At 49.6% G+C, this 24692-nt stretch carries 29 protein-coding genes and 1 riboswitch; of the genes, 26 read left to right on the top strand and 3 right to left on the bottom strand.

Features of this window, described 5'->3' with window-relative positions:
* The first annotated feature begins 240 nt into the window (after window positions 1-240).
* Window positions 241-630: a hypothetical protein gene (locus ACQ76X_RS30360; protein WP_340895732.1), complete on the top strand. Its 390-nt coding sequence runs from the start codon at window positions 241-243 to the stop codon at window positions 628-630.
* A gap of 100 nt (window positions 631-730) precedes the next feature.
* Here ACQ76X_RS30360 and ACQ76X_RS30355 read toward each other — a convergent pair whose 3' ends face one another.
* Window positions 731-1255, bottom strand: coding sequence for a hypothetical protein (locus tag ACQ76X_RS30355; protein ID WP_438497473.1), 525 nt, complete (start codon window positions 1253-1255; stop codon window positions 731-733).
* A gap of 210 nt (window positions 1256-1465) precedes the next feature.
* Between ACQ76X_RS30355 and ACQ76X_RS30350 the strand changes: the two genes are divergently transcribed.
* The 10 genes from ACQ76X_RS30350 (at window position 1466) to rsmI (ending at window position 9311) form a co-directional block, all read left to right on the top strand.
* Window positions 1466-1651 (top strand): sigma factor G inhibitor Gin, encoded by a 186-nt coding sequence (locus tag ACQ76X_RS30350; RefSeq protein WP_038584317.1) that lies wholly within the window; start codon window positions 1466-1468, stop codon window positions 1649-1651.
* 216 nt (window positions 1652-1867) lie between these two features.
* The gene (locus tag ACQ76X_RS30345) at window positions 1868-3511 is read left to right on the top strand and encodes an aminotransferase class I/II-fold pyridoxal phosphate-dependent enzyme (protein ID WP_438497471.1); all 1644 of its coding nucleotides are present in this window, start codon (window positions 1868-1870) and stop codon (window positions 3509-3511) included.
* Window positions 3512-4153: a dTMP kinase gene (gene tmk / locus ACQ76X_RS30340; RefSeq protein WP_438497470.1), complete on the top strand. Its 642-nt coding sequence runs from the start codon at window positions 3512-3514 to the stop codon at window positions 4151-4153. It abuts the gene before it with no gap.
* Between the two features lie 101 nt (window positions 4154-4254).
* On the top strand, window positions 4255-4584 hold the full coding sequence (locus ACQ76X_RS30335) for a cyclic-di-AMP receptor (protein WP_038584327.1): 330 nt from the start codon (window positions 4255-4257) through the stop codon (window positions 4582-4584).
* Between the two features lie 43 nt (window positions 4585-4627).
* On the top strand, window positions 4628-5071 hold the full coding sequence (locus ACQ76X_RS30330; RefSeq protein WP_038584331.1) for a YaaR family protein: 444 nt from the start codon (window positions 4628-4630) through the stop codon (window positions 5069-5071).
* A 17-nt stretch (window positions 5072-5088) separates the two neighbouring features.
* Window positions 5089-6063: a DNA polymerase III subunit delta' gene (holB, locus tag ACQ76X_RS30325; RefSeq protein ID WP_038584334.1), complete on the top strand. Its 975-nt coding sequence runs from the start codon at window positions 5089-5091 to the stop codon at window positions 6061-6063.
* Window positions 6064-6202: 139 nt separating this feature from the next.
* Window positions 6203-7003: a PSP1 domain-containing protein gene (locus ACQ76X_RS30320; protein ID WP_038584336.1), complete on the top strand. Its 801-nt coding sequence runs from the start codon at window positions 6203-6205 to the stop codon at window positions 7001-7003.
* A gap of 30 nt (window positions 7004-7033) precedes the next feature.
* Entirely contained in the window at window positions 7034-7399 is a 366-nt protein-coding gene (locus ACQ76X_RS30315; RefSeq protein ID WP_038584339.1) for an initiation-control protein YabA, read from the top strand.
* A 236-nt stretch (window positions 7400-7635) separates the two neighbouring features.
* Window positions 7636-8406, top strand: a complete 771-nt coding sequence (locus ACQ76X_RS30310; protein WP_076113621.1) for a tRNA1(Val) (adenine(37)-N6)-methyltransferase — start codon at window positions 7636-7638, stop codon at window positions 8404-8406.
* Window positions 8406-9311 (top strand): 16S rRNA (cytidine(1402)-2'-O)-methyltransferase, encoded by a 906-nt coding sequence (gene rsmI, locus ACQ76X_RS30305; RefSeq protein ID WP_438497469.1) that lies wholly within the window; start codon window positions 8406-8408, stop codon window positions 9309-9311. The genes ACQ76X_RS30310 and rsmI overlap by 1 nt, the downstream gene beginning before the upstream one ends.
* A gap of 837 nt (window positions 9312-10148) precedes the next feature.
* On the opposite strand, the gene ACQ76X_RS30300 is transcribed toward rsmI, so the two are convergent.
* Window positions 10149-10403 carry an AbrB/MazE/SpoVT family DNA-binding domain-containing protein gene (locus tag ACQ76X_RS30300; protein WP_019914502.1) on the bottom strand — a complete coding sequence of 85 codons (255 nt, stop codon included), beginning with the start codon at window positions 10401-10403 and terminating at the stop codon, window positions 10149-10151.
* A gap of 305 nt (window positions 10404-10708) precedes the next feature.
* Here ACQ76X_RS30300 and ACQ76X_RS30295 point away from each other — a divergent pair, with 305 nt between their 5' ends.
* The 13 genes from ACQ76X_RS30295 to ACQ76X_RS30235 all read left to right on the top strand — a co-directional run bounded on the left by ACQ76X_RS30295 (window position 10709) and on the right by ACQ76X_RS30235 (window position 23249).
* Window positions 10709-11992, top strand: a complete 1284-nt coding sequence (locus ACQ76X_RS30295) for an HD domain-containing protein (protein WP_438497468.1) — start codon at window positions 10709-10711, stop codon at window positions 11990-11992.
* Between the two features lie 54 nt (window positions 11993-12046).
* Window positions 12047-12817, top strand: a complete 771-nt coding sequence (locus ACQ76X_RS30290; RefSeq protein WP_038584350.1) for a TatD family hydrolase — start codon at window positions 12047-12049, stop codon at window positions 12815-12817.
* A 198-nt stretch (window positions 12818-13015) separates the two neighbouring features.
* Window positions 13016-13243, top strand: a riboswitch (cyclic di-AMP (ydaO/yuaA leader).
* Between the two features lie 290 nt (window positions 13244-13533).
* Complete coding sequence (locus ACQ76X_RS30285; protein ID WP_438497465.1) at window positions 13534-14694, top strand: ubiquitin-like domain-containing protein; 1161 nt, start codon at window positions 13534-13536, stop codon at window positions 14692-14694.
* 152 nt (window positions 14695-14846) lie between these two features.
* Entirely contained in the window at window positions 14847-15398 is a 552-nt protein-coding gene (gene rnmV, locus ACQ76X_RS30280; RefSeq protein ID WP_438497463.1) for a ribonuclease M5, read from the top strand.
* On the top strand, window positions 15395-16279 hold the full coding sequence (gene rsmA / locus ACQ76X_RS30275; protein ID WP_038584358.1) for a 16S rRNA (adenine(1518)-N(6)/adenine(1519)-N(6))-dimethyltransferase RsmA: 885 nt from the start codon (window positions 15395-15397) through the stop codon (window positions 16277-16279). The genes rnmV and rsmA overlap by 4 nt, the downstream gene beginning before the upstream one ends.
* Before the next feature lie 102 nt (window positions 16280-16381).
* Complete coding sequence (yabG, locus tag ACQ76X_RS30270) at window positions 16382-17281, top strand: sporulation peptidase YabG (protein WP_038584361.1); 900 nt, start codon at window positions 16382-16384, stop codon at window positions 17279-17281.
* Between the two features lie 290 nt (window positions 17282-17571).
* On the top strand, window positions 17572-17847 hold the full coding sequence (veg, locus tag ACQ76X_RS30265) for a biofilm formation stimulator Veg (RefSeq protein WP_019914493.1): 276 nt from the start codon (window positions 17572-17574) through the stop codon (window positions 17845-17847).
* A 157-nt stretch (window positions 17848-18004) separates the two neighbouring features.
* Window positions 18005-18181 (top strand): small, acid-soluble spore protein, alpha/beta type, encoded by a 177-nt coding sequence (locus ACQ76X_RS30260; protein WP_019914492.1) that lies wholly within the window; start codon window positions 18005-18007, stop codon window positions 18179-18181.
* Window positions 18182-18340: 159 nt separating this feature from the next.
* On the top strand, window positions 18341-19195 hold the full coding sequence (gene ispE / locus ACQ76X_RS30255) for a 4-(cytidine 5'-diphospho)-2-C-methyl-D-erythritol kinase (protein WP_438497461.1): 855 nt from the start codon (window positions 18341-18343) through the stop codon (window positions 19193-19195).
* A 119-nt stretch (window positions 19196-19314) separates the two neighbouring features.
* Complete coding sequence (gene purR / locus ACQ76X_RS30250; protein WP_038584367.1) at window positions 19315-20142, top strand: pur operon repressor; 828 nt, start codon at window positions 19315-19317, stop codon at window positions 20140-20142.
* A gap of 207 nt (window positions 20143-20349) precedes the next feature.
* Entirely contained in the window at window positions 20350-20637 is a 288-nt protein-coding gene (spoVG, locus tag ACQ76X_RS30245; RefSeq protein ID WP_020425826.1) for a septation regulator SpoVG, read from the top strand.
* Window positions 20638-20806: 169 nt separating this feature from the next.
* Complete coding sequence (gene glmU / locus ACQ76X_RS30240) at window positions 20807-22207, top strand: bifunctional UDP-N-acetylglucosamine diphosphorylase/glucosamine-1-phosphate N-acetyltransferase GlmU (protein ID WP_340895698.1); 1401 nt, start codon at window positions 20807-20809, stop codon at window positions 22205-22207.
* An 88-nt stretch (window positions 22208-22295) separates the two neighbouring features.
* Window positions 22296-23249: a ribose-phosphate diphosphokinase gene (locus ACQ76X_RS30235; RefSeq protein ID WP_019914487.1), complete on the top strand. Its 954-nt coding sequence runs from the start codon at window positions 22296-22298 to the stop codon at window positions 23247-23249.
* Window positions 23250-23372: 123 nt separating this feature from the next.
* On the opposite strand, the gene ACQ76X_RS30230 is transcribed toward ACQ76X_RS30235, so the two are convergent.
* Window positions 23373-23573, bottom strand: a complete 201-nt coding sequence (locus ACQ76X_RS30230) for a hypothetical protein (RefSeq protein WP_038584374.1) — start codon at window positions 23571-23573, stop codon at window positions 23373-23375.
* 125 nt (window positions 23574-23698) lie between these two features.
* On the opposite strand from ACQ76X_RS30230, the gene pth reads away from it, so the two are divergent.
* Both pth and ACQ76X_RS30220 read left to right on the top strand, forming a co-directional pair.
* The gene (gene pth, locus ACQ76X_RS30225) at window positions 23699-24259 is read left to right on the top strand and encodes an aminoacyl-tRNA hydrolase (RefSeq protein WP_341089024.1); all 561 of its coding nucleotides are present in this window, start codon (window positions 23699-23701) and stop codon (window positions 24257-24259) included.
* Between the two features lie 87 nt (window positions 24260-24346).
* The gene (locus ACQ76X_RS30220; protein WP_038584380.1) at window positions 24347-24577 is read left to right on the top strand and encodes an anti-sigma-F factor Fin family protein; all 231 of its coding nucleotides are present in this window, start codon (window positions 24347-24349) and stop codon (window positions 24575-24577) included.
* Window positions 24578-24692: the final 115 nt, after the last annotated feature.

Below are 24692 nucleotides of genomic sequence, written 5' to 3'. Positions count from 1 at the left end.
GTTTCTCAACAGTGGCTTTTTTGTTATTTAGAGTGTAAGAGATAGGTATAGAGGAGCATAAATTTATAAAACGCTTACAATGGAGTGACATTTTTGTTACCGACGCCACAGCAGATCAAAGTATAATAGAAAAGTGCAAATATTAAGAAGAACCTTAATACGAATGAACTACTGATAAATTCTAAATTTGAATTTTCTTGCGTCTTTAGATGCATGGTAGAGGTAAGGAGGATTTAAGGTATGAAGCGAACCCGGCCCTTGTGGATATTATTTATTGTTTCTATAGTTTGTGTAATGCTGGTTGGTTGCGGTACGAAAGAGCCTGCCTGGGATGCCTTTGAGGGTGCACTTAACGAAAAAAGCTTTCCGGTACCTAAGGATGCTAGCTCTCCTGATCGGACCACTACCAATGTCGCGATGGATTATGTTCGTTATTCATTGCCCGGACTTAAAGAAAAGGAAGGCGTAGCAGAGCCTTATTTGGAAGCTATCAAGGCTTGGGGATGGGAAGAACAACAGGATGATGACTCCGGAAGCTCCCGAGTCTTTGAGAAGGATGGACTCACAGTTCACCTAACGATCCATGATGACTATTTCATTGTGATGATTCCGAAGGAGAAGAAAACATAGTTTAAGAGCTGGAGAGTAAATAAATAACCGCCGTCCTAATAGACGGCGGTTATTTATTGTAGTGTGAGCATTTCATCGCTGTATGTATGTGGCTTGTTGATTACTGAGAGTAATAAGAAACATCAGTGGATGTGAACTTAAGCATACCATTTTTCTCATCACGATTTAGTCTCAGCAGCGTATAAAGACGGGGGAAGAGCACCCATAGATGACAGATGATCAAGGATACTGTAAATGCCGGCGGAGACCATACAATAAACAGCGCGGCGATGCACAGGCCGATCCAGAAGTTATGCATCTGCACTTTACGGAAGATGCCATAGCTGATGTATTGATCAGGCATATAACCAAGCCATGGCAGGCGAAAGGATAATCTCCACCGCTTGGCGATGGGATGCCCGGTAATGACCAGAACTGACCGCGAGATTACATATTGAATCCATATCACAACAGGTGCGGCAATAATCATGAACAGGATACTCCACCAGGAAAGGAACACTGTTTCCAGCACTACGAAAAAGAGGGGGAGCGCAATATATATCCGCAGCTTAACAGGCGTGAGATTAATCTTTTTAATAAGCTTGTATTGATAGAATGTGGCTGCGCCTTTGGTGTTAGGTTCCATAAAGAAAGGTTTGACCTCCTCACTTAGTTCTCATGTTACTAATATCGGCGAATGGCAGCAATTTATTAAACTTCAGCATCAGGCTCACCTTTAGATAAATGACGGAATATATATATTATAAGCCTTGAAGGATAGGAAAAAACTATGAAAAGGTTTAAAATGATAGAAGGTGTAACATACTGTTCTTAAAAGAGTCAAGGTGGGATGGTAATGGAACAGCAACCCGGACAGCCCTGCATCATTTGCGGACAAGTGAAAGAGGAAGGTATTGTGATTGTCTCGCATTTCATTTGTGAGGATTGTGAGAGTGAAATGGTGCATACAGAGGCGGAAGATGCCAAATACCGTTTTTTTATTGGACGGATGAAGAAGATCGGATTGCAGAAGAACGCTTGAGCAGAGCACAGGTATGAAATCAAGATGGGGTAAAAAAAGCAGGCGGTGGTTATGTGTCGCGTTGGCTGCATAAGAAGGCTTCAATATAACGGCTTCCCCGTCTTAAAGGACGGGAGGAGCCGTTTTGTTGTCGTGAAGAGGCTTTTGTGCAGAATAATAGGCGTTTGCACATATTTGCGTTAAAATAGAAGGTAACCCCCAGGGAAGGAATAGATCATGAACAATTTACAGCCTGGCAGGGCACCTGTATACGAAATGTTGGAACAATATAGAGTAAAGGGTAATATATCTTATCATGTGCCGGGCCATAAGAATGGTGAGGCTTATAGCGGATTCGGGGGCGCAGGGTATCTGGATGAGATCATGAAATATGATGTCACAGAGATTACCGGAACAGATGACCTTCATCATCCTGAAGGGGTGATTAAGGAAGCACAGGAGCTGGCAGCGGATTGTTTTGGGGCGGAAGAGAGTTTTTTTCTCGTTGGCGGCAGCACTGCCGGTAATCTTGCCCTCATCCTGACGGTATGCCCCCAGCCGGGAATGATCATGATTCTGCAGCGAAATGTGCATAAATCGGTCATTCATGGACTAATGCTGGCGGGTGTTCAGGCAGTTTTTCTGGAGCCGCTGCTGGATGCGGACAGCGGCCTTGCGGTCGCTCCTGCGGCTGAGACGGTGCAGGCTGCCTTGGCAGCCTACCCGGAAGCCGCAGCTGTGCTGGTCACCATGCCGAATTACTACGGCATGGGCAGCGACCTGGCGCCCCTCGCGCAGATCTGTCACGACAGCGGCGTTCCGCTGCTGGTTGACGAGGCGCATGGGGCGCATTACGGACAGCACCCCGCGCTGCCGGCAGGGGCGCTAAGGTGCGGCGCGGACGGCGTAGTGCAGTCCACGCACAAGATGCTGCCGGCGCTCACCATGGGCGCCATGCTGCATGTGCAGGGCCCGCGGCTTGACCGCACCCTGCTTAGGCAGCGGCTCGCGATGGTGCAGAGCTCCAGCCCATCCTACCCCGTGATGGCTTCGCTCGATCTGGCCCGGCGGCTGGTGCACAGCCAGCGCGCCGATGCCTTCACGGCGGGGCTCGCCGCCGTAGACGTCCTGCGGCGCGGCCTAGCGCAGCTGCCGCGTTATAGGCTGCTGCAGCCTTCCGGCGGCGCAGGCGCAGCCGCCGGCACGGGAACGCCGCCGCAGAGCGGGGCGGCGTACAGCATGCAGGACCCCTTCAAGGCCGTCATTTATGACGCCGCCGGGGTCCTGGGGGGCTTCGAGCTGCAGCGCAGGCTCGAGGAGAAGGGCATCGTGCCGGAGATGAGCGATGCCCGGCACGTAGTGCTGGCCTTCAGCCTCGGCTCGAAGGCTGAAGATGCCGCAGCGCTGCTGAGCGCGCTGCAGGAGATTGATGCAGACATGCCATGCCCGGTGCCGCTGGCATCTGGGGCTGCTGCTGGTCCGGCATCTGCGGTTTCTAAGGCTGCTGCGGAGCAAGCACCCGCAGCAGCCTTAGCTGACAGCCAGGCAGAGGGAAGCAAATCTCCTCACAGCAATAATTCCACGTGGAACAATTTCACCACGTCTCTGATTTCAGATCCGGTTCCGTTCTCTTTACGGCCGGTGCTTGAAAGTGAAACGGAAAGTATCCGCTTGGAATATAGTATAGGAAGAGTGGCGGCAGAGATGGTTATTCCTTATCCGCCGGGCATTCCACTGCTCTATCCAGGCGAAGCAATAACCGAAGCCATATGCAACCGGCTGAGTGGTCTCAGTAAAGGCGGAGCTAAATTTCAGGCCTGCGCTGATCCGGTCTTACAGCATATCAAGGTATACAACATTCAGAAGGGCGGAGAAGTATAAGTGGCACGAGAAGGTTTCTTCATTACTTTGGAGGGAGGCGATGGCTCGGGAAAAACAACAGTACTGGGCCGGGTGGCGGCATATTTGCAGAATCACTCCATGCCCTACCGGATTACGCGTGAACCCGGGGGGATTGAAATCGCCGAGAAGATCCGATCCATCATTTTGGATCCCGCCCATACTGCTATGGATTCCCGGACGGAAGCGTTGCTGTATGCAGCGGCAAGAAGCCAGCATCTGGCGGAAGTAGTTGAGCCTGCCCTCAAGGACGGGATTACCGTACTCTGTGACCGGTTTGTAGACAGCAGTCTCGTGTATCAGGGTTATGCGAGAGGACTTGGCATTGAAGAGGTCTGGAGCATTAACCGCTTTGCCATTGGAAGCCGGATGCCGGATCTAACCTTCTATCTGGATGTGGACCCGGAGGTGGGGCTGTCACGGATCGCTGCCAATCAGGAACGGGAAGTGAACCGCCTTGATTTGGAAAACCTGGCTTTTCACCAAAAGGTTCGTGAAGGGTATCAGCTCGTTATTGCATCAGATCCTCAGCGGATTGTTGTCCTCGATGCTAATCGTCCGATTCATATGGTTGAACAGGATATCGTTCGTACGCTGAAGGAGCGCATTTTAAAGGATTTTTAAGGCACTTTGTCTAATATTACTTAGGTGTGAACTTTTCACATCACCTTTGAAGAGGTAACTCTCCAATGTATCGCCTACAAAACTTTTAGGAGGGAACGAAGATGAACTTAATCATCGCAATTATCCAGGATAAAGATAGTAACCGGTTGTCCAGTGAGCTGGTCAAGGCAAACTTCCGTGCAACCAAGCTGGCCAGTACAGGCGGGTTTCTGCGCGCAGGGAATACCACATTTATGATTGGTGTAGACGATACTCAGGTAGATGCTGTACTTAGTGTTATCCGCAATAGCTGCAAAGTGCGTGAGCAGCTTGTTACTCCGGTAACTCCTATGAGCGGTACGACGGATTCATATTTACCACTTCCTGTAGAGGTACAGGTAGGCGGAGCAACAGTATTCGTGCTTCCTGTTGATCGTTTTGAGCATTATTGAGCATAATACCGGTGCAATCCCATGATAAGGACGGTAGATACCTTTGAAAATCAATCCGGGCTACAGGCCCCTAAAAAGCGAGCTGCCGACTAACGAAGAAGGTAGAAGGCCCATTCAGCAAAAATCATTTACTGATGTATTCCATCAGCAGGGTGAACAGAAAACGATAGATGAGCTTAACCGCCAGATTAAAGATATCCAGCAGCAGGGCGATCGGCTATCCAAATCCATGACGGTCCGTGAGCTGGCGATTTACCGCAATATGATCAAAAAGTTTCTGGAGGAGACTGCGCGCCGCGGAGTCATTCTGAAGGATACGAAGGGCTGGGACCGTCGCGGCAGGAGTAAAAGGTATAAACTGTTGGAGGAGATCGATGCCGCGCTGCTGAACTTGGCGGATGACTTGCTGGAAAGTGAGCATGGCCGTATTGATCTGCTGGGACGGGTTGGAGAGATCCGCGGAATGCTGATTAATCTTGCTTTTTAAAAGAGTTGGAGGAATTTATGCCTTTTCATGATATATTAGGCCAGGAGGATGCCAAACGCCTGCTGCAAAATGCATTGCGCAAAGAAGCGGTTAGTCATGCCTATCTGTTCACCGGACCTTCCGGGAGCGGACAAATGAAGACAGCGCTGATGTTTGCGCAAGCCATTTTTTGCACCGCGCTCAAGGACGATGCCTGTGGGGAATGCCTGGAATGCCGCAAGGTTGAGCATGGCAACCATCCGGATTTAACCCTGCTGAAGCCCGAAGGGGCGAGCCTTAAGATCGATCAGATTCGTGAGCTGCAGCGTGTTTTTTCTTACCGCTCGGAAGGAATTAACCCGAAGGTTTATATTATAGAAGGAGCGGATAAAATGACGGTGCAAGCCGCCAACAGTCTGCTCAAATTTTTGGAGGAGCCACCTGCTCCGGCAGTAGGCATTTTAATCTCCGACAATAGCAGTTCCCTGCTTCCAACGATCCAGTCAAGGACTCAGCGGATTCCGTTTAGTCCGCTGCATCCGGATATTATGCTCCAGGCGTTATCCGGCGAGGGGGTTCCCGTGCCGCTGGCCCGGTGTGCAGTATCGCTGACTTCAGGTCTTGATGGCTGCAGGGAACTTTTGGCACAGAATTGGTTTGCAGAAATGAGAAATCTAGTGTTACAATTAGCTAAGGAGTCTTTGGGCAAAGGCAGCACTGCGGTAGCAACCGTAGGGCAGAAGCTGTTCAAGGCCGGGCTCGGTGAACATTTGGATATTCTTTTCAGCATGTTCCACCTTTGGTTTAAAGATATGCTTTACTTCCTGTACCGAAGACACGAAAGCATCGTTTTCATAGATCAGTTAGACTTTATTTCCAGACATGCCCGTCAGCGGAGTACGGAACAATGGGTGGCTTATATGGAATTCGCGGCGGAGAGCAAGCGGAGGCTCCGGTCCAATGCCAATGCCCAACTGTGTCTGGAGCAGTTCTTAATCCGACTGGAAAGTTAAAGGGTTAGTTATGATATATCCTCTATATGTCGCTTCAGCCTGGAAGTATGGGTTTAACGGATAAGGAAGGACAAGCATGGATCATCAGAGAGCGGACTTGCTTAAGGGTTCCTTTACCGGCAAACAAGGGGGTTAATTTTTGTACAGCGTAGTAGGTGTCCGCTTCAAAAAAGCGGGTAAAATATATTATTTTGATCCGCTTGATTTCCCGATTGAACGCGATCAATGCGTTATTGTTGAGACGGCAAGAGGGGTCGAATACGGTAGAGTTGTCGTTGGCAAAAAAGAGGTGCAGGAAGCGGATGTTGTATTGCCTCTCAAGAAGGTCATGCGTATTGCCGGAGAAACCGACGCACGTGTGGTTGAAGAGAACAAAGGTGCAGCCAAGGACGCTTTTACCACCTGTTTAAATAAAATTCGCGATCATGGCCTCAAAATGAAGCTTGTGGATGTGGAATTCACGTTTGACCGCAATAAGATTATATTTTATTTCACTGCCGAGGGCCGCGTCGATTTCCGCGAATTGGTCAAGGACCTGGCAAGTATTTTCCGTACCCGGATCGAGCTGCGGCAGATTGGTGTGCGTGATGAGGCTAAGATGCTGGGTGGTCTGGGGCCTTGCGGACGAGTGTTGTGCTGCTCTTCCTGGCTTGGAGATTTCGAGCCGGTATCGATCAAGATGGCTAAGGATCAGAACCTTTCGCTTAATCCGACAAAGATCTCGGGTCTGTGCGGACGGCTGATGTGTTGCCTGAAGTTTGAGCATGATAATTACGAAAGCACGAAGGAAGAAATGCCGGCGGTAGGCAAGATTGTCGTAACCTCACTCGGTGACGGCAAGGTGGTAGGAATTAATGCCGGAACCCGCACGGTTCATGTACAGCTGTTTGAAGTGGGCAAAGTTAAGGAACTTCCAATGGATGATGTTGTCGTCAAGTAAACCATATAAGGTTACTTTCGGGGTGGAAACTTGGAGAAGATAAATATATTTGCACACATGCAGGAGATGGAAGCGCAGATGGAAAGCATGCGCGCAAGTCTCGGAGATTGGAAACAGACGGTTAAGGAACTGATGGAAACCAATCAAAGGCTTAGTCTGGAGAATGAACAGCTCCGCAAAATATTGAAGAGGGACGCACCTTTGGACCCTGCCGTTGATACTGCGGAGGCGGAAGCTCTTTTGGCTGCCAGAGAGGGAACAGAAGAGGTAGTTGGGGAAGGTTATGACAATCTGGCCCGGCTGTATCATGAAGGCTTTCACATCTGCAATGTCTATTTCGGTCATTTGCGCACAGAAGGTGATTGTCTGTTCTGCCTTTCTTTTCTTAATAAATGAGGATATCCAGCCGTAGGAGATTTACGCCTACGGTTTTTTTTGAATTTATGGGCGTAGACTGATGAAAGCGTGCATAGGTTCAGGCAAAACTAAGCGTATGCTTCCGAAGCAAGTTTGTTTCGGAGAATTTCATTGAAGTGTTGCTCAGGCAAAACTAAGTGTATGCTTTCGAAGCAAGTTTTGTTTCGAAGAATTTCATTGAAGCATATGCTCAACAAAACATTTAGGAGATTACAATGACGAATTTTTCTAACGAAATATCTGTTCCCTTACTGCCAACGGAGCGGGTGGATGATTTATTGACTCATGATCTGCGGATTATTCAGAGTGATGAAGTGTTCAGCTTCTCGATGGATGCCGTACTGCTGGCCCGGTTTGCGGGTATACCGCCACGCGGCAGAGTACTTGATCTTTGTACTGGCAATGGAGTTATTCCGATACTGCTCACTACACGAACCAAAGCTTCTATAGAAGGTATTGAAATTCAGCCGCGTTTGGCGGATATGGCCCGCCGTAGTGTAGCCTTAAACGGCCTGCAGGAGCGCATCAAGATACATGAGGGGGATTTACGCGAACTGCATAATGAGGCAGGATACGGTGTATACGATGCGATTACCGTTAATCCGCCGTACATGCCGCTTAACGGAAGCGATCTCAAGCTGAATACACATCAAGCGATGGCCCGCCATGAGCTTGGCTGCACGCTGGAAGAGGTGATTCAGGCATGTGTAAGACTGGTTCGCACCGGAGGCAAGGTAAGTATGGTACACAAACCACAGCGTCTGGTGGATATTATCAGCCTGATGAGACAAAACAGACTGGAGCCAAAGCTGATTCGTTTCGTGCATCCAAGAGCGCATTTGGAAGCCAATATGGTATTGATTGAAGCTGCACGCGATGGAAAGCCTGAGGTGCGTTTACAACCGCCGCTGATCGTATATAATGAGGACAATCAATACTGTCCGGAAATTATGGATATTTATTATGGAAACAAAGAGGGTAAATAATGACTATAACATGCCAAAGCAGCTTTCAAAACAACAATGATGGAATTAAACCGCCAGGATGCGGTTGTCTTTATCTGGTCGCTACGCCAATCGGCAATCTGGAGGATATGACTTACCGTGCAGTCCGCACTTTAAAAGAATGTGATATTATTGCCGCCGAGGATACAAGACAGACGCGTAAGTTACTGAGCCATTTTGAAATTACGCCCTCCATGCTGTTCAGTTATCATGAGCATAATAAGGCTGCCAGTGGACCGGAACTGATCCGCTATATAATAGAAGGTAAAAATTTGGCGCTCGTCAGCGACGCCGGTCTGCCGGCGATTTCCGACCCTGGAGCTGATCTTGTAGCACTGGCCGTCAGCCACCATATTCCGGTCATTCCGATCCCCGGAGCTAACGCGGCTTTGTCAGCTTTGATCGCCTCCGGCTTGCCGACCACAAGCTTTACCTTTGTCGGGTTCCTGCCCAGGGAGCGTAAGGATATCCGTAATGTATTATCCGCTGTTCGTTCTGTGCAGGGAACTTTGCTGTTCTATGAATCTCCGCACCGGGTAGCCAAAACCTTGGTTCATCTGCAGGAGGCATTCGGCAACCGCCGGGTGGTGCTGGCCCGTGAACTGACAAAACGTTATGAGGAGTTTCTGCGCGGCACGATTGAGGAATGTTCTGCTTGGCTGGCCGAACATCCGCCGCTTGGCGAATATGTAATCGTTGTTGAAGGGGAAAGCAAAGAAGAAGCTGAGATTGCTGAATCCTCCTGGTGGCGCGAACTCAGCATTGAGCTGCATGTCTCTCACTATGAAAACGCAGGAATGGCACGGAAGGAAGCTATGAAAAAAGCCGCCGCAGACCGTGGCTTGGCCAAACGCGATATTTACAATGCATTGTTGGACAGGGAGTAAAGGGCGTTTATCTTCGTAAAGCGATTCCCGTAGGGAGAGCAGGCAAAAGCAGAAAAAGCAGCTCACCAGCCAGTAACCAGCAAGCGCTAAAGTCACTGGCCCGTGTCACCGTAAAGCGATTCCCGTAGGGAGAGCGGGCAAAAGCAGAAAAAGCTACTCACCAGCCATAACCGGCAACCGCTAAAGTCACCGGCCCGCACCACCGTAAAGCAATTCCCGCAGGGAGAGCGGCAAAAGCAAAAAGCTACTCACCAGCCAGCAATCAGCAACCGCTAAAGTCACTGGCCCATACACCGTAAAGCGATTCCCGCAGGGAGAGCGGGCAAAAGCAGAAAAAGCAGCTCACCAGCCAGCAACCAGCAACCGCTAAAGTCATTGGCCCGTACCGCCGTAAAGCGATTCCCGTAGGGAGAGCGGGAAAAGCAGAAAAAGCAGCTCATCAGCCAGCAGCCAGCAACCGCTAAAGTCACTGAGCCGTGCCACCGTAAAGCAATTCCCGCAGGGAGAGCGGCTTTATCGCCCAAACGTTGCATAGGAGCGCCTTCGCACAGCCGCCATAGGCGCACGGCCTATGGCGAAATCCCTCGCATGGCAAGGCCCTGAGGGCGTGCCCGAAAGAGGGCCGGTCCACCGTCACAGTTACTCCTTTACGCGCGGCCACAAATTAGACAAGCTTCCGGGTGTCCAGAGGGCCGGGGCCCTTGGGGCCCTCCCTGTAGGGAGGGTTTGGGAGGGTAAAAAAACATAAAAAATACCTCCCGCATCAACGGGAGGCCAAGGAGATATAAAAAGGTTAGAATTAACAAATTGATTAGTTCCTATTATAACCTATTTGTTCTAGTTTGTCACAGGGGTAGGGATAGCAGAAATGCATTCATGACAAACAATTTTTCCTTTGAAATAGGTTACATTCTCAGCATTGCCGCAGAAAATGCAAGCTGGCTCGTATTTTTTAAGCATGATCCGCTCACCGTCCACGTAAATTTCGAGCGCATCTTTTTCTCCAATGCCCAGTGTACGGCGCAATTCGATCGGAATAACAACCCGTCCAAGCTCATCTACTTTTCTTACAATTCCTGTTGATTTCATCATTACAATCGTTGCTCCTCTCAATGTTCAAAAGCGTCATTATTCGACATTGTTCACCGTTTTATGATATTTATAATACCAACCATTCCCAAAACAGTCAACCTTTTTTGAGGCTAATTTTAAGGAATTTTTAAATAAAACTTTTATATCGCCTACATTACACATAAATTCATACAAATGCAGATAAATTTAAATTGTCGATTTGTAAAAAGTTAAAATGACACAGTTCGACAAAGTACGACATAATTCATTATTATACTACCTATTACCTCTAATTTCTAATTATATTATTCGAAGGAGTTGAACACATGAAGCAACCGCTGACAGAAGAGAAGGTTTTCAAAGATCCGGTTCATAACTATATTCACGTGCAGGACACAATTATCTGGCGATTGATCAATACCAAGGAGTTTCAGCGTCTGCGGCGCATCCGTCAGCTTGGCACCTCCTATCTAACCTTCCATGGTGCAGAGCATAGCCGATTTTCACATTCCCTTGGTGTCTACGAAATTACACGCCGCATCATTTCGCAGTTCGAGCGAAGCGGGTATAAGGATTGGATGCCGGAGGAGAGCCTGCTCACTCTATGTGCAGCGCTGCTGCATGATTTGGGGCATGGCCCGTTCTCCCATTCTATAGAAGAAGCCTTTGAAATGAACCATGAAGATTGGACCTGCCGGATCATTCTGGAGAACACGGAGATCACCGCGATTCTGCGGGATGTGGCAGAGGATTTTCCCGGCAAGGTAGCTTCGGTAATCTCCAAAACTTATGAGCATGAAATTGTAGTCAATTTGGTGTCCGGGCCTCTGGATGCTGACCGCATGGATTATCTGCTCCGCGATGCATACTACACGGGAGTAAACTATGGGACGATTGATATTGACAGGATCCTAAGAATGCTGCGCCCGTACCATGGAAGGGTAGTGGTTAAGGAGTCAGGGATGCACGCCATCGAGGATTACTTAATGTCGCGGTATCAAATGTACTGGCAGGTATATTTTCACCCGGTCACACGCAGTTCTGAAATCATTTTGCGGCAAATTTTCCGCAGAGCCAAAGAGCTGTACCAGAGCGGTTATGAATTCCGGTTCATGATTGATCCTTTAGGTGATTTGTTCCGCGGAGAGGTTACGGTGGAGCAATATCTGCTGCTGGACGAAGCTATGATCCAGACCGCCTTCATGCAGTGGACTTTGGAGAAGGATGAATTGTTAAGCGACTTGTGCAGCCGGTTTATTCATCGTAAACTGTATAAATATGTAGAGATGGAGAACCTTGATTCCGAGACGATTGACGAAATACGCCGCAGCTTTGCCGTGGCAGGGCTAGATGCTGATTATGATCTGGAAATTGATTTTCCGACAGATTTGCCCTATGATGTGTTTCGTGCGGGACAAGGCTTTGACAGCAAGCAAATTCTGCTGCTTGACCGCCATGACAAACTGAGGGAGATCTCTGAAGTTTCAGATATCGTACGCTCCATCAGCGGAATTCACCGCGGCCGTTATCACCTGTATTTTCCACAGGATAAGCTGCAGAAAGCCCTTCCAATGCTGCCTTCTTCAATCGCAGAAATCTTTGCAAAGTAATCCAAAAATACTTGGAATTCATCATAGAAATTATGACAGAAAAGGGGATGTAACATGCAATTGTTCGACACTCACACCCATCTGGATGCTCCACAATTCGACGAGGACCGCGAAAAGGTAATCGCCAATGCGCTCGAGGCAGGAGTTACCAAAATGATTAATATTGGCTTTAACAGGGAAACAATCCCAACAACCATGAAGCTTGCTGAAACCTATGATTATATCTATGCAGCCGTAGGCTGGCATCCGCAGGATGCCATTGACATGAGGGACGGTGATCTCGAGTGGATCGCCTCACTGTGCAGTCATAAAAAAGTAGTCGCCATCGGAGAAATTGGGTTGGATTACTATTGGGATACCTCTCCCAAAGAGGTACAGCATGAAGTGTTCCGCAAACAAATCGGACTAGCCCGTGAGCTGAAAATGCCGATTTGCATTCATAACCGTGATGCTCATGAAGATGTGGTGCGGATTCTCCGTGAAGAGAAGGCTGATGAAATAGGCGGGGTGATGCACTCCTTCTCCGGCAGCTGGGAAATAGCCAAAATGTGCCTGGATTTAGGCTTTCACCTGTCCTTCGGCGGACCGATTACATTCAAGAATGCCAGAGTGCCAAAAGAGGTGCTGGCCCAGACTCCGCTGGACCGGCTGCTGATTGAAACGGACTCGCCTTATTTGACACCGCACCCTTTCCGGGGCAAGCGAAATGAGAGCGCACATGTGAGATTAGTAGCAGAGGCTGCTGCGGAAATAAAAGGGATTGATTTACAGGAATTGGCGGAAATTACGTATGCGAACGCACTGGAACGATTTGGGATTGTCTGAAATCGGGAGTAAAAGCGGTGAAAAATGAAGTATAGCCGATATATTAAACTTTTTTAATTTAAAAACGGCTGAATATTACAATATTTTAATCATTTTTTTGCGTAAACGTGGTTGAATCGTCCTTTACAACATGCATCAAAACAGGATATCATCTTTTCAGTGCAGTGAGCTGTTGTTACTGTGACAGTCACTGAATCATGGATCGTCTCGCTGAGTCTCCGTATGGAGAACGGGGGAACCAATAATGCCTGCCGCATGTCCGTACATAGAGTACAACACAGAAATGCCGCAGAATTTATTTGATTTCTTCACGTGGTCTTTGGGGTGAATTTGAGGGCAACCGCCGTGAGCGGGTGACCTAAGATAGGGCGTCTCTCTTATGCCCGAACCCGACAGCTAACCCCGTAAGCGCAAGTAAGAGAGGAAACCTCGTGCATAAACATTCCCGCGTATTCTGACATCCGGAGAAGCCACGAAAGAGTCCTCTGTGAACTCTTTTTTGGGCTTTTTTTGTTTTGAATAATGCGAATGTTCCCAGCATACTGTTATATAACAGGTATCTGGAGTAATTATGCCGGGCAGGCGATCCATGAGCAGGAAACGCTGAAGCAATGCGGGCGTATCCTGTTGCAATCTCAAACCTAGTTTCGTCAGCAATGATACAGTCACCTTGATATACAACTTGACGACGGGGCTATGTAAGGAGGATGGAGAGAGTGGGCGTATTCCAACCAGAAGTATCCCATGATTCGCAATCATCCAGCAGGTCTTTCGCATTACGGTGGAAGCAAGTGAATCCTCGCTTACTTTCGCTTGCAGGTGCGGTATCAATCGTTATCGCGCTGCTCATTCTGCTGTACGTACACGGTCAGAGCAAGAAAGAGATATTTTTAGTAATAGACGGGAAAGCACAGACGCTGGAAACGCGCGAAGCGCTGCTCAGTGATGTGCTGGCTAAGGAACAAATTTCGCTGCAGCCGCATGATGAATTATCTATTGGCCTTAGTGATGAGATACAGGACGGCGACCGTGTCGTGATCAATCGTGCGCAGAAGTTTAGTCTCACTGCGGATGGAGCAACAAAAACGCTGTACACCACCGAAGACACTATCGGTGACGCCATTAGCAAACTGGGTTTAAGCCTGGAGAGCAATGACAAGATATATCCTTCGCTTGACACCACAGTATCGGCTGGCATGGGAATTAAAATTGTCCGCATCAACAAGCAGGTTGTAGAGCGGAAGCAAAATTTGCCATTCCAGGTCATTAAGACCTCAGATCCTTCCCTGAACAAGGGAACCGTAAAAGTGGCACAGTTAGGCGCACCAGGCGTCATGGTCCAGCATATCGAGAAGGTCTACCAAGATGGAGAACTGGTCTCTATGCGCATGATTGGCAAGGAAGTACAGACGGTTACCAAACATAAAATTGTTTATGTTGGTACGAAACCCCTGCCAAAGCCCGTTGTAGCTGCTGTGACAACTTCCAAAAAAAGTACGGCATCCAAAACAACCAAAGTTTCCGCAAAAAGCAGTAACGTCGTGCACAAGGCAGGCGTAGATTTCCAATACAAGAAGATGATCAAAAATGTGTCGATGACAGCCTATTCTTCAGAAGAACCAGGCATTGGGACCCGCACGGCTTCTGGCACACGTGTAACAGAAGGCCGGACAATAGCTGTGGACCCGAATGTAATTCCTATCGGCTGGTGGGTGTACATTGAGGGATTAGGGTTTCGCCGAGCAGAGGATACCGGCGGTGCCATCAAAGGCAACAAGTTGGATGTTTATTACGATTCACTGAGCCATGCCCGTAATTTCGGCCGCAAGTCCCGGACCATTTATGTGATCGGTCCAGTGAAGCCGGAGCTGAATTAACGTGGTCCGTTTTTGCAAATTAACGGTTTATAAGCTATAGTGAGGGTAGCACTGACAGAACGGGCTGCCGCTCATCACTTATACATTCTTTAGCCAAAAAGAAGGGGAGCGAATCCTCTTCTTTTTGTGTTTTACAGGAAGGAGCAACGTGTATGATTAAGGAATTAATTGTGGTGGAAGGCAAGAGTGATACGGTTGCCGTCAAGCGGGCGGTGGAGGCCGATACGATAGAGACTGGCGGTTCAGCGGTAGACCGCAAGGTTATCACCAAGATAGCCCTAGCAATGGAACGCAGAGGCGTGATCATCCTTACGGATCCCGATCATGCCGGCGAACGCATCCGCAAGATTGTCTCCTCCAAGGTGCCAGGCTGCAAGCATGCATTCATCCCGGAGAAGGATGCTACACGCAAAGGGGATATCGGTGTTGAGAATGCATCACCGGAAGCGATCCGTCATGCGCTGCAGCATGTACATACCTCCTTTGAAGGGGCCCCTGCCCTAATTGGGCTGGAGGATCTTATGGCGGCTGGCATGCTGGTGCATCCGAGAGCGGCTGAGCGCAGGATGGCGCTGGGCAACGTGCTCGGCATCGGGTATTGCAACGGCAAACAGCTGTACAAGCGGCTGGCTATGTTTGGCATCACGCGGGAAGAATTCTCCGGAGCTCTCGCACAAATTGATCAGGGAGGCATTACTTCATGAGTGGCAATAACAAGATCTCATCGCCAGTACGGACCAAAGAAATTATTCAGCGCTACGGTTTTTCGTTCAAAAAAAGCCTGGGACAGAACTTTCTGATCGACCAGAATATCCTTGATAAAATTGTGGACGCAGCAGAATTAACCGACTCTGCGGGCGCCCTGGAGATTGGTCCGGGTATCGGAGCGCTTACTGAACGGCTGGCCATGGCTGCGGGTGCGGTGACTGCTGTAGAGATCGACCGCAGACTGATCCCAATTCTTCGGGATGTATTGTCTCCATACCCGCATGTCAAAATCCGCAATGATGATGTGCTGAAGGTAAACTTGCAGGAACTGTTCACAGAGGATTTTGCAACCGTCGACAAAGTAAGTGTGGTTGCCAACCTGCCGTATTATGTGACAACCCCTATACTGATGAAACTGCTGGAGGAGAAACTTCCGCTGGATAATATCGTGGTAATGATCCAGAAGGAGGTTGCTGAGCGTATGGCGGCCTCTCCGGGCGGCAAAGAATATGGAAGCCTCAGCATAGCCGTGCAGTACTACAGTGAGCCTGAGCTGGTCTGTATTGTGCCGCGTACGGTCTTCATCCCGCAGCCGAATGTGGAATCTGCTGTAATCCGGCTGAAGGTCAGAGAACGTCCTCCGGTTGATGTGGCTGATGAGAAGCATTTCTTTGAAGTGGTCCAGGCTTCCTTCACCCAGCGGCGCAAGACAATAGCGAACAATCTCAAGGCCCGCTTCTTCCCGGGAGAAGGCCGTGAGCGCCTGGAGGCGCTGCTGGCTGAGGCTGGCATAGAACCAACCCGCCGCGGGGAGACGCTGAGTATTGCGGAGTACGCCCGGCTTAGCGCTGTGCTGCTGGCGGCAGGAATCGCCTAGAGTATGTAGCGTGAAACATCGCGCTTTATCTTTTGAAAATGTGGCTGTTTAAGAACCAACCATGACCTTTGCCCATACGATGGGGGTAGAGGTGGTGTTGTCATGAATTTAGGAGACTTGGTCGTTCGCAAATCTTATGGTGGAGATGTAACTTTCCGGGTGGAGAACATCGTGCAGAGTGGAGCCGTAATCAAAGGCACAGAATTCCGCCTGTTGGCGGATGCTCCCCTGGACGACTTGGTTCAAGTGCCGCCTACCCGTATTACAGAACGGGGACAGCAGGCACAGATCAAAGCGAAGGAATCATTGACAAGGTTGCGTAAGGACCGTCAGGAACAGAGCCAGCGCAGCGGAGAGACTGTTGCCGGAGGCTGGCCGCAATCCCCCAAGGAGGCGGCTTATTTCGAGGTGCCGGGAAAAGTGCTGCATTTGGACGGCGATGCGCTTTATTTGAACAAAAGTCTTAGCTTGTATGAACAGCTGCGGATTCCCGCAGAAGGACATCATGTTCATGAGTCCAAAATGGCGGAGACGTTATACCGGCTTCTGCCCCGTGTGCGTCCGGATATCGTAGTTATTACTGGCCACGACGGGGTGCTGAAACAGCCGCATACTTATGATCTCTACAGTCTCAGCAGCTACAAAAATTCGCAGAACTTTGTGGCAGCTATTGGGGTTGCAAGGGAATATGAACGGAATTTTGATGCCCTGACTATTGTGGCGGGAGCCTGTCAGTCGCATTTTGAGGCACTGCTGGGGGCGGGGGCCAATTTTGCCAGTTCGCCGGGGAGAATCCTGATTCATGCGCTGGATCCGGTCTATATAGCGGCCAAAGCCTCTTTTACCTCGATCCGTGACACTGTGAGTCTAGGCGATGTACTGAATCATACCATCAGCGGCAACCAGGGAATGGGCGGGATAGAGACACGCGGCAGCTTCCGGATCGGAATGCCTCGCCTGCAGAATCTTTCCGCGCTGAAAGTTACCCCGTCGGCGATATAGTATCGTGGGCCCGGAAAGGCCGTACGCAATAATTTTCCAGAATGGCAGGAATAAAAAAAGGAAAGGATAAGCATAACGCTTTTCTTTTCCTTTTTTTGTTGTGGAAGCCGTATAAGCGGCGACAGCCTCCGGTATATTATTACCGATAACAAGGCACCTCGGTCGGCACCCTTTCGTTCCAAAAAAATTCCGTTGACAACTATTTTGGCATCATCTATAATTATTTATTTGCTTTGACAATGTTTGTGAAAAGTTGTATAATGGACAAGGAAAGAGGTGGTCGTCAGGTAATGGCTAATAACGCGCTGTTAGAAATTAAACGCAGTCTCGAAGCTCACGTCGGTCATAAGATCACGTTGCGTGCAAACGGTGGACGTCGTAAGACCGTTGAACGCACCGGTGTCCTGGAAGAAACGTACCCTTCTGTATTTATTGTCAAACTGGATCAGGAGCAGCAAACCTTCAAGCGTGTCTCCTATAGCTATGCCGATATTCTTACGGAGTCTGTGGAGATCACAGTCTGCGAAGACGATGGGCAAATGCGGATTATGTATATTAAGGCTTAAGTGTTACAGACAGTCTCCTATGGGGGCTGTTTTTTGTTTTTTATATATAACAACGGTGTGGACGGTTTCTTCGTGGGTTGAATGATCATTGCCCCGGTACAGCATACTAAAGGAGCAATAAGCTTATCATCTACTACCCTAAGGAGGAATTCCGCTAATGAGCCGCAGAAAACGAGGCATGATGTCGGAGGAACTGAAGACGGAATTGGCCAAGGAGCTTGGATTCTACGAAACGGTAGAGCGGGACGGCTGGGGTGGAATCCGGGCCCAGGATGCAGGGAATATGGTGAAGAGGGCCATTCAGCTTGCCGAGCAGGCTGCCCGGAAGTCTTAACCGCTTTTGTGCTGAAAAACGGTCATAAAAAAGGGGAACCGTCCTTGCGGCGGTCCCCTTTTCGGCCTGTCCAAACTTTTGATAATGGACTTCGTTACAAGTTTCTCATATAATATGTTAAGTTGTTTTTACGGGAAAAGCTGAAGGTGGGTGAACGCCTTGAAAATGTATGAGAAAGCGCCGGCCAAGATCAATTTGATGCTGGATGTGCTTCACAAGCGGCCTGACGGATTTCACGAAGTGGAAATGATTATGACCATGGTGGATCTGGCGGACCGTTTGGAGCTATCAGAGATGAAGAGAGACTCGATTATTATATCAAGCCAGGCGGGATATATTCCGCTTGACGAGAAGAACCTTGCCTTTCAGGCGGCGAGGCTTATTAAAGACCGTTATAACGTGAAGAGCGGTGTACATATCCATCTGGACAAAAGAATTCCGGTCGCTGCCGGCCTTGCCGGCGGCAGCAGCGATGCCGCAGCTACGCTGCGCGGCCTGAACAGGCTCTGGCGCCTCGGTATCCCGGCGCAGGAGCTGCAGGAACTGGGCGCCGAGCTGGGCTCGGACGTGCCGTTCTGCGTCACAGGAGGCACTGCCCTGGCTACGGGCAGAGGCGAGCGGCTGACTCCGATCGAGAATCCGCCGCAGTGCTGGGTCGTCCTGGCGAAGCCGCCGATTAATGTATCGACGGCTGAGGTGTATGGACGCGTACGAGCGAATGACATTGCGGTGCATCCGTCGGCAATGCGGATGCAGGAGGCCATTGCAGCGGGCGACTTCAACGCAGTCTGTGCGGGGCTAGGCAACGTGCTGGAGGATGTGACGCTAAAGCTCCATCCCGAGGTGCAGCAGCTGAAGGAAGCCATGATGAAGCTGGGTGCAGATGGAGTGCTGATGTCCGGCAGCGGACCGACCGTCTTCGGTCTGGTATCCAAGCAGTCGAAGGTAGCCAGAATTTACAATGGACTGCGCGGATTCTGTAAGGAAGTTTACGCAGTACGTTCGCTGAGCTGAAGAGCTTCCAGAGAAACGGCTAGCCCTGTCAGAGGCAGAGCAGCCGTTTCTTCTTGTGTAAATCCGTACAAAAGTGATATTATTTTATAATAATATTCGGTTTTGGCGAGGAGCATTCCGTGAAAAAACTTAAAAGAAGCCAACGTTTGGTAGACATGACCCAATTTTTGCTTGAGAAACCCCATGACCTGCTGTCGCTGTCAACATTTGCAGACCGGTATGGCGCGGCAAAGTCATCCATCAGCGAAGATTTGGCTATTATAAAAGAAGTATTTGAAGGCGAAGGCATGGGTGAGCTGCAGACACTGGCCGGTGCGGCAGGCGGGGTGCGTTATATTCCTAGAATGCCAACCGAGATGGCGCTGGCCTTCGTTAACCGTTTGTGCGGACAGCTGGAGCAGAGCGACCGGATTCTGCCCGGCGGTTATTTATATATGTCTGACCTGCTGGGGCTGCCTTCTCTGATGGAACAGGCCGGAAAAATCATTGCAACGGCTTTCTACGGGGTAGAGATTGATGTAGTGATGACCGTGGAGACCAAAGGCATTCCGCTGGCTTATGCCACAGCTGCACAGCTCGGGCTGCCGGTGGTGCTGGTGCGCCGTGACCATCAGGTGACTGAGGGCTCTGCGGTTAGCATCAACTATGTGTCGGGCTCGCACAAGAGCATACATACGATGTCGCTGTCGAGAAGGGCGCTGCGTGAGAAGTCGCGGGTGCTGATCGTGGATGATTTCATGAAGGCTGGGGGTACCGTACGCGGTATGGTCGATCTGCTTGGCGAGTTTAATGCCGAAGTGGCCGGTGTAGGTGTACTCGTGGAATCAGGTGCGGTGGAGACGGAAGAGCGTCTGCTGCATGACTATGTATCTCTGGTGAAGCTGAATGAGGTGGATTCCAAGGTGCGGCGGATTTCAGCGTATCCGGGTAATTATTTCTCCTCCTGAGCTGGACAGTCACTTTGCGCTAAAGAACAGTAAAATGTCGAAATCGTAAGGGATTATTAGAAAACCCCGCGAATGGTGTCGAAATCAATGGTTGCGCAAAAATAATCTTCATTATCAGGCATTTTTTGGAATCAAAAAGAAGGAATTCGCTTTGCTGTGTGGAATTATACACCAAGTCTCTGATGGAAAAAGGTGGTGAACACACACATGCAAATTACGGATGTCAGACTCCGCCGCGTCAACTCTGAGGGGAGAATGAAAGCAATCGCATCCATTACAATCGACAACGAGTTTGTTGTTCATGACATTCGAGTCATCGACGGTAATAACGGGATGTTCGTTGCTATGCCCAGCAAGCGTACACCGGACGGCGAATTCCGCGATATCGCACACCCGATTTCTTCGGGAACACGCGAGAAGATTCAATCTGCGGTTCTGGCCGAGTACGATCGCGCCGCTACGGAAGAAGAAGAGGTCATCGAAGAGGGAGCTTAAGCCTTAAGCTGACTCTGATGTCCAGCTGCCCTCCCAGGGCGGCGTAAGGTCAAGCCGTTTTTTAATTGGGGTTCGAAGAAAAGGGAACCATGCTACATGGTTCTCTTTTCTTTTTTCCCGATATGAGATATATTCAGTAGTGAGCTCAAGAAGTGGGAGGTTGGCATTCTTGAAAAGAATGGCTGTTGTACTTGCCGCAGGTCAAGGCAAGCGCATGAAATCTAAATTATATAAAGTGCTGCACCCCGTCTGTGGCAAACCGATGGTAGGGCACGTACTTGATACAGTTAAAGCGACCGGAAGCCAGCGTACCGTCGTTATTGTCGGACATGGCGCAGAGCAAGTAAAAGCCCATATAGGCCAGGATGCGGAATATGTGCTGCAGGAAACCCAACTGGGTACCGGCCACGCCGTCAAACAGGCTAAGGATCTTATCGGCGGCGAGGAAGGCACAACCATCGTGATTTGCGGCGATACACCGCTGGTCATGGCGGAAACGCTGGAAGGGCTTATGGCACTGCACGAAGGGCAGCATGCGGCAGCAACTGTACTGACTGCTGTGATGGATCAGCCGGCAGGCTATGGACGGGTTATCCGCGGGGAAGACGGCGGTGTACTGAAGATTGTGGAGCAGAAGGATTGCACCGCTGAGGAAGCAGCTGTAGGCGAAATTAATACAGGTACCTACTGCTTTGATAATGCCAAGCTGTTCGCGGCGCTGGAGAAGGTCACCAACAGCAATAACCAGCAGGAATATTATTTAACCGATGTAATCGGCATACTCCGGGCACAGGGGGATATCGTTCTGGGATATCAGGCTCATGACGCTGCGGAGTCTATCGGCGTTAACGACCGTTTGGCTTTATCCGAAGCGGAAGGTTATATGCGCCAGCGCATCAACCGCCAGCATATGCTGAACGGTGTAACCATCATTGATCCGGCTTCCACCTATATAGGAGCCGATGTCATCATTGGATCAGATACCGTGCTATATCCGGGTACCCAGCTGAAAGGCAAAACCGTCATTGGTGAAGATTGCGTGATCGGGCCTTCCAGTGAAATCGAAGACTGCGTGATTATGGACGGCGCTGAGGTGAAGCATTCCGTACTAAATCAGGCACAAGTCGGCGCACGGACTACCGTTGGGCCTTTTGCCTATTTGCGTCCGGGCACTGTACTCGGTGAAGAAGTCAAAATCGGCGATTTCGTGGAAATTAAGAATGCAGTGATCGGTGACGGCTCCAAAGTATCGCATTTGAGCTATGTCGGCGATGCCTCTGTAGGTAAGAATGTAAATGTTGGCTGTGGTGCAATTACTGCCAATTATGACGGATTTAATAAATCCAAGACGACAATTGAAGATGATGCCTTCATCGGCAGCAATGTGAATCTGATTGCACCGGTCACCGTAGGCAAAGGCGCTTTTGTTGTTGCAGGATCGACAATCACAAGATCTGTTTCGGAGAATGATTTGGCCATTGCCAGAGTAAGACAGGAGAACAAGCCGGGGTATGCCGAGAAGATCCGCTCCCGGGCCAAAGCAAAGAAAGACCAGTCGAGTCAATCGTAAGGGCCACTGCCAAAGCGCCGGATCGAGCTGAGATCTCTTTACCGGCGCTGCTTGGAAGCTAAATTCCGTCACGGAGGGTTTATATTTTATGACTTATTGCGATTCCAAATTAAAGATTTTCACCTGTAACTCCAATCCTAAGCTGGCCAGTCAAATTGCCGATTATATCGGAATTCCGATGGGTGAATCACATACCACAAGCTTCAGCGACGGGGAGATTCAGGTCAAGCTGTCTGAGAGTGTCCGGGGCTGCCATGTCTATATCGTACAGTCGACTTGTGGTCCGGTTAACGACAATTTGATGGAGCTTCTGGTTATGGTAGACGCGCTCAAACGCGCTTCCGCGAAAAGCATCAATGTGGTTATTCCTTATTACGGATACGCTCGTCAAGACCGCAAGGCGCGTTCCCGTGATCCAATTACGGCCAAGCTGGTAGCGAACCTGATCGAAAAAGCAGGAGCTCACCGTGTTATCACGATGGACCTTCATGCGATGCAAATTCAAGGCTTTTTTGATATTCCGGTGGATCATCTGCTGGGTGTTCCGATTCTTGCCCAGTATTTCCGTTCGAAGCAGATCCAGAATCCGGTTGTGGTCTCCCCAGACCATGGCGGTGTTGTGCGGGCTAGAAAGCTTGCCGATTTCCTTAACGCACCTCTGGCGATCATCGACAAACGCCGTCCGGAACCCAATGTCAGCGAAGTCATGAATATTATCGGTAACATCGAAGGTAAAACAGCGATTCTGATCGATGATATTATCGACACGGCCGGAACGATTGTACTGGGAGCCAATGCCTTGATGGAAGGCGGCGTGAAGGAAGTTTATGCTTGCTGTACCCACCCGGTATTGTCCGGACCTGCGCATGAACGTCTGGAAAATTCACCAATCAAAGAAATTATCGTGACGGATACCATTCCAATCCGCAGCAGCAATCCGACCTCGAAGCTCAAAGTGTTGTCCGTGGCTCCACTTATGGGTGAGGCGATTATTCGTGTTCATGAGGAGCTGTCCATCAGCAAATTGTTCGAAATCGAATAGTATTCGGGTAGTGCTCTTGTAGAGATATGACTGCCTTTCCCGCCTGTATTCAAAAAGGGTTACACCTCCGTAACGGAAGATGTAACCCTTGTCGGCGTGATGACCCCCAGCTTTGCGGCAGCATCAATACCCTGGCCGGGAGATAAAGGTGAACAGGCTGCGGTTGTAAAGAGTACCCTGCAGCTCAACAAAGCCTTCATCTGCCGCTGTAACTACACCGATGGCTACGTGCACATTGTCTCTATAAATTTCGACAGGCACAGCATATTGGATGTGGTACTGGAAATGGCGTTGAAGCGTTAAGATGTCGCCCTGATGTGGCATCGTTCATCACCTGTCTTTGGAGTAAAGTGGCCCTCGGCTGCTCTAGAAGTAAGCCTAATAAAATTCATTGTACCAAAAACGGAACTCTTCTGCTTAAGAGAACCGGATGGAAAGGATAGGCCATCATGAAATGGATTGTTGGACTCGGAAATCCGGGACCGCAGTACGCCAAAACCAGGCATAATGTCGGTTTTATGGCGCTTGACGAGCTAGCGGCCAGAAACGGGATCACCTTTAACCAGAATAAGTGCAAGTCCGTAATCGGTGAGGGCGTCATCGGGGGAGTCAAGACAGTTCTGATCAAACCCATGACCTTTATGAACCTGTCCGGAGAAGCGGTTCGTGCATATATGGAATATTATAAAGTGAATTTAGAGGATATGATCGTTGTTTATGATGATCTTGATACGGAAATCGGAAAAATCCGGCTGCGTTATCAGGGAAGTGCCGGAGGCCATAACGGAATCAAGTCGATCATACAGCATACAGGCACGCAAAGCTTCAACCGTGTGCGGATGGGGATCTCCCGTCCTGAACCGGGCTTTGCTATTGTAGATTATGTACTTTCTACCTTTCCCAAGAAAGACGGAGACAGGCTGAAGACCATGATCCTAGATACCTGTGATGCCCTGGAGTTCAGCCTGCAGCATACCTTTGAACAGACCATGGCCAAATTCAATGGCTAACAGCCCGCTCCCGCCCGCATCTTAAGGCTAAATACGACCGGGCCGGGGCATACTGAAGGGTATATACTACCTTCAGGAGGCATATAGATGGCAATACACTACGTATGCAGGCACTGCCGGACATTTCTGGGAAGCATCAATAGAAGTAATATCACAGAAGCGCAGCTTGGTCTGCATTCTTTGACCCCTGCGGAGCGCAGAGATATCATAGCGTATGATTCAGAAGGTGAGATCACGGTAAAGGTTACTTGCGATTACTGCAAGCAGGCCTTGGAGAACAACCCTGAGCTCAGCCTGCTGGCCAGTCCGCTTCAGTAAGGTGGAAGCGCCTGTCTCTATCGTCATCCGCAAGCCTTGGCCTTATCGCTGAGGCTTGTTTTCGATTCTAATCATAATAGGTGCGGCAGCTTAGGCTGCCGTCAGCCTGTTCAGT

Origin of the sequence: Paenibacillus sp. IHBB 3054 (assembly GCF_051594305.1) — a bacterium.
In the GTDB taxonomy this organism is placed as follows: Bacteria; Bacillota; Bacilli; order Paenibacillales; family Paenibacillaceae; genus Paenibacillus_AQ.
This window is presented reverse-complemented; position numbering and strand designations above follow the sequence as displayed.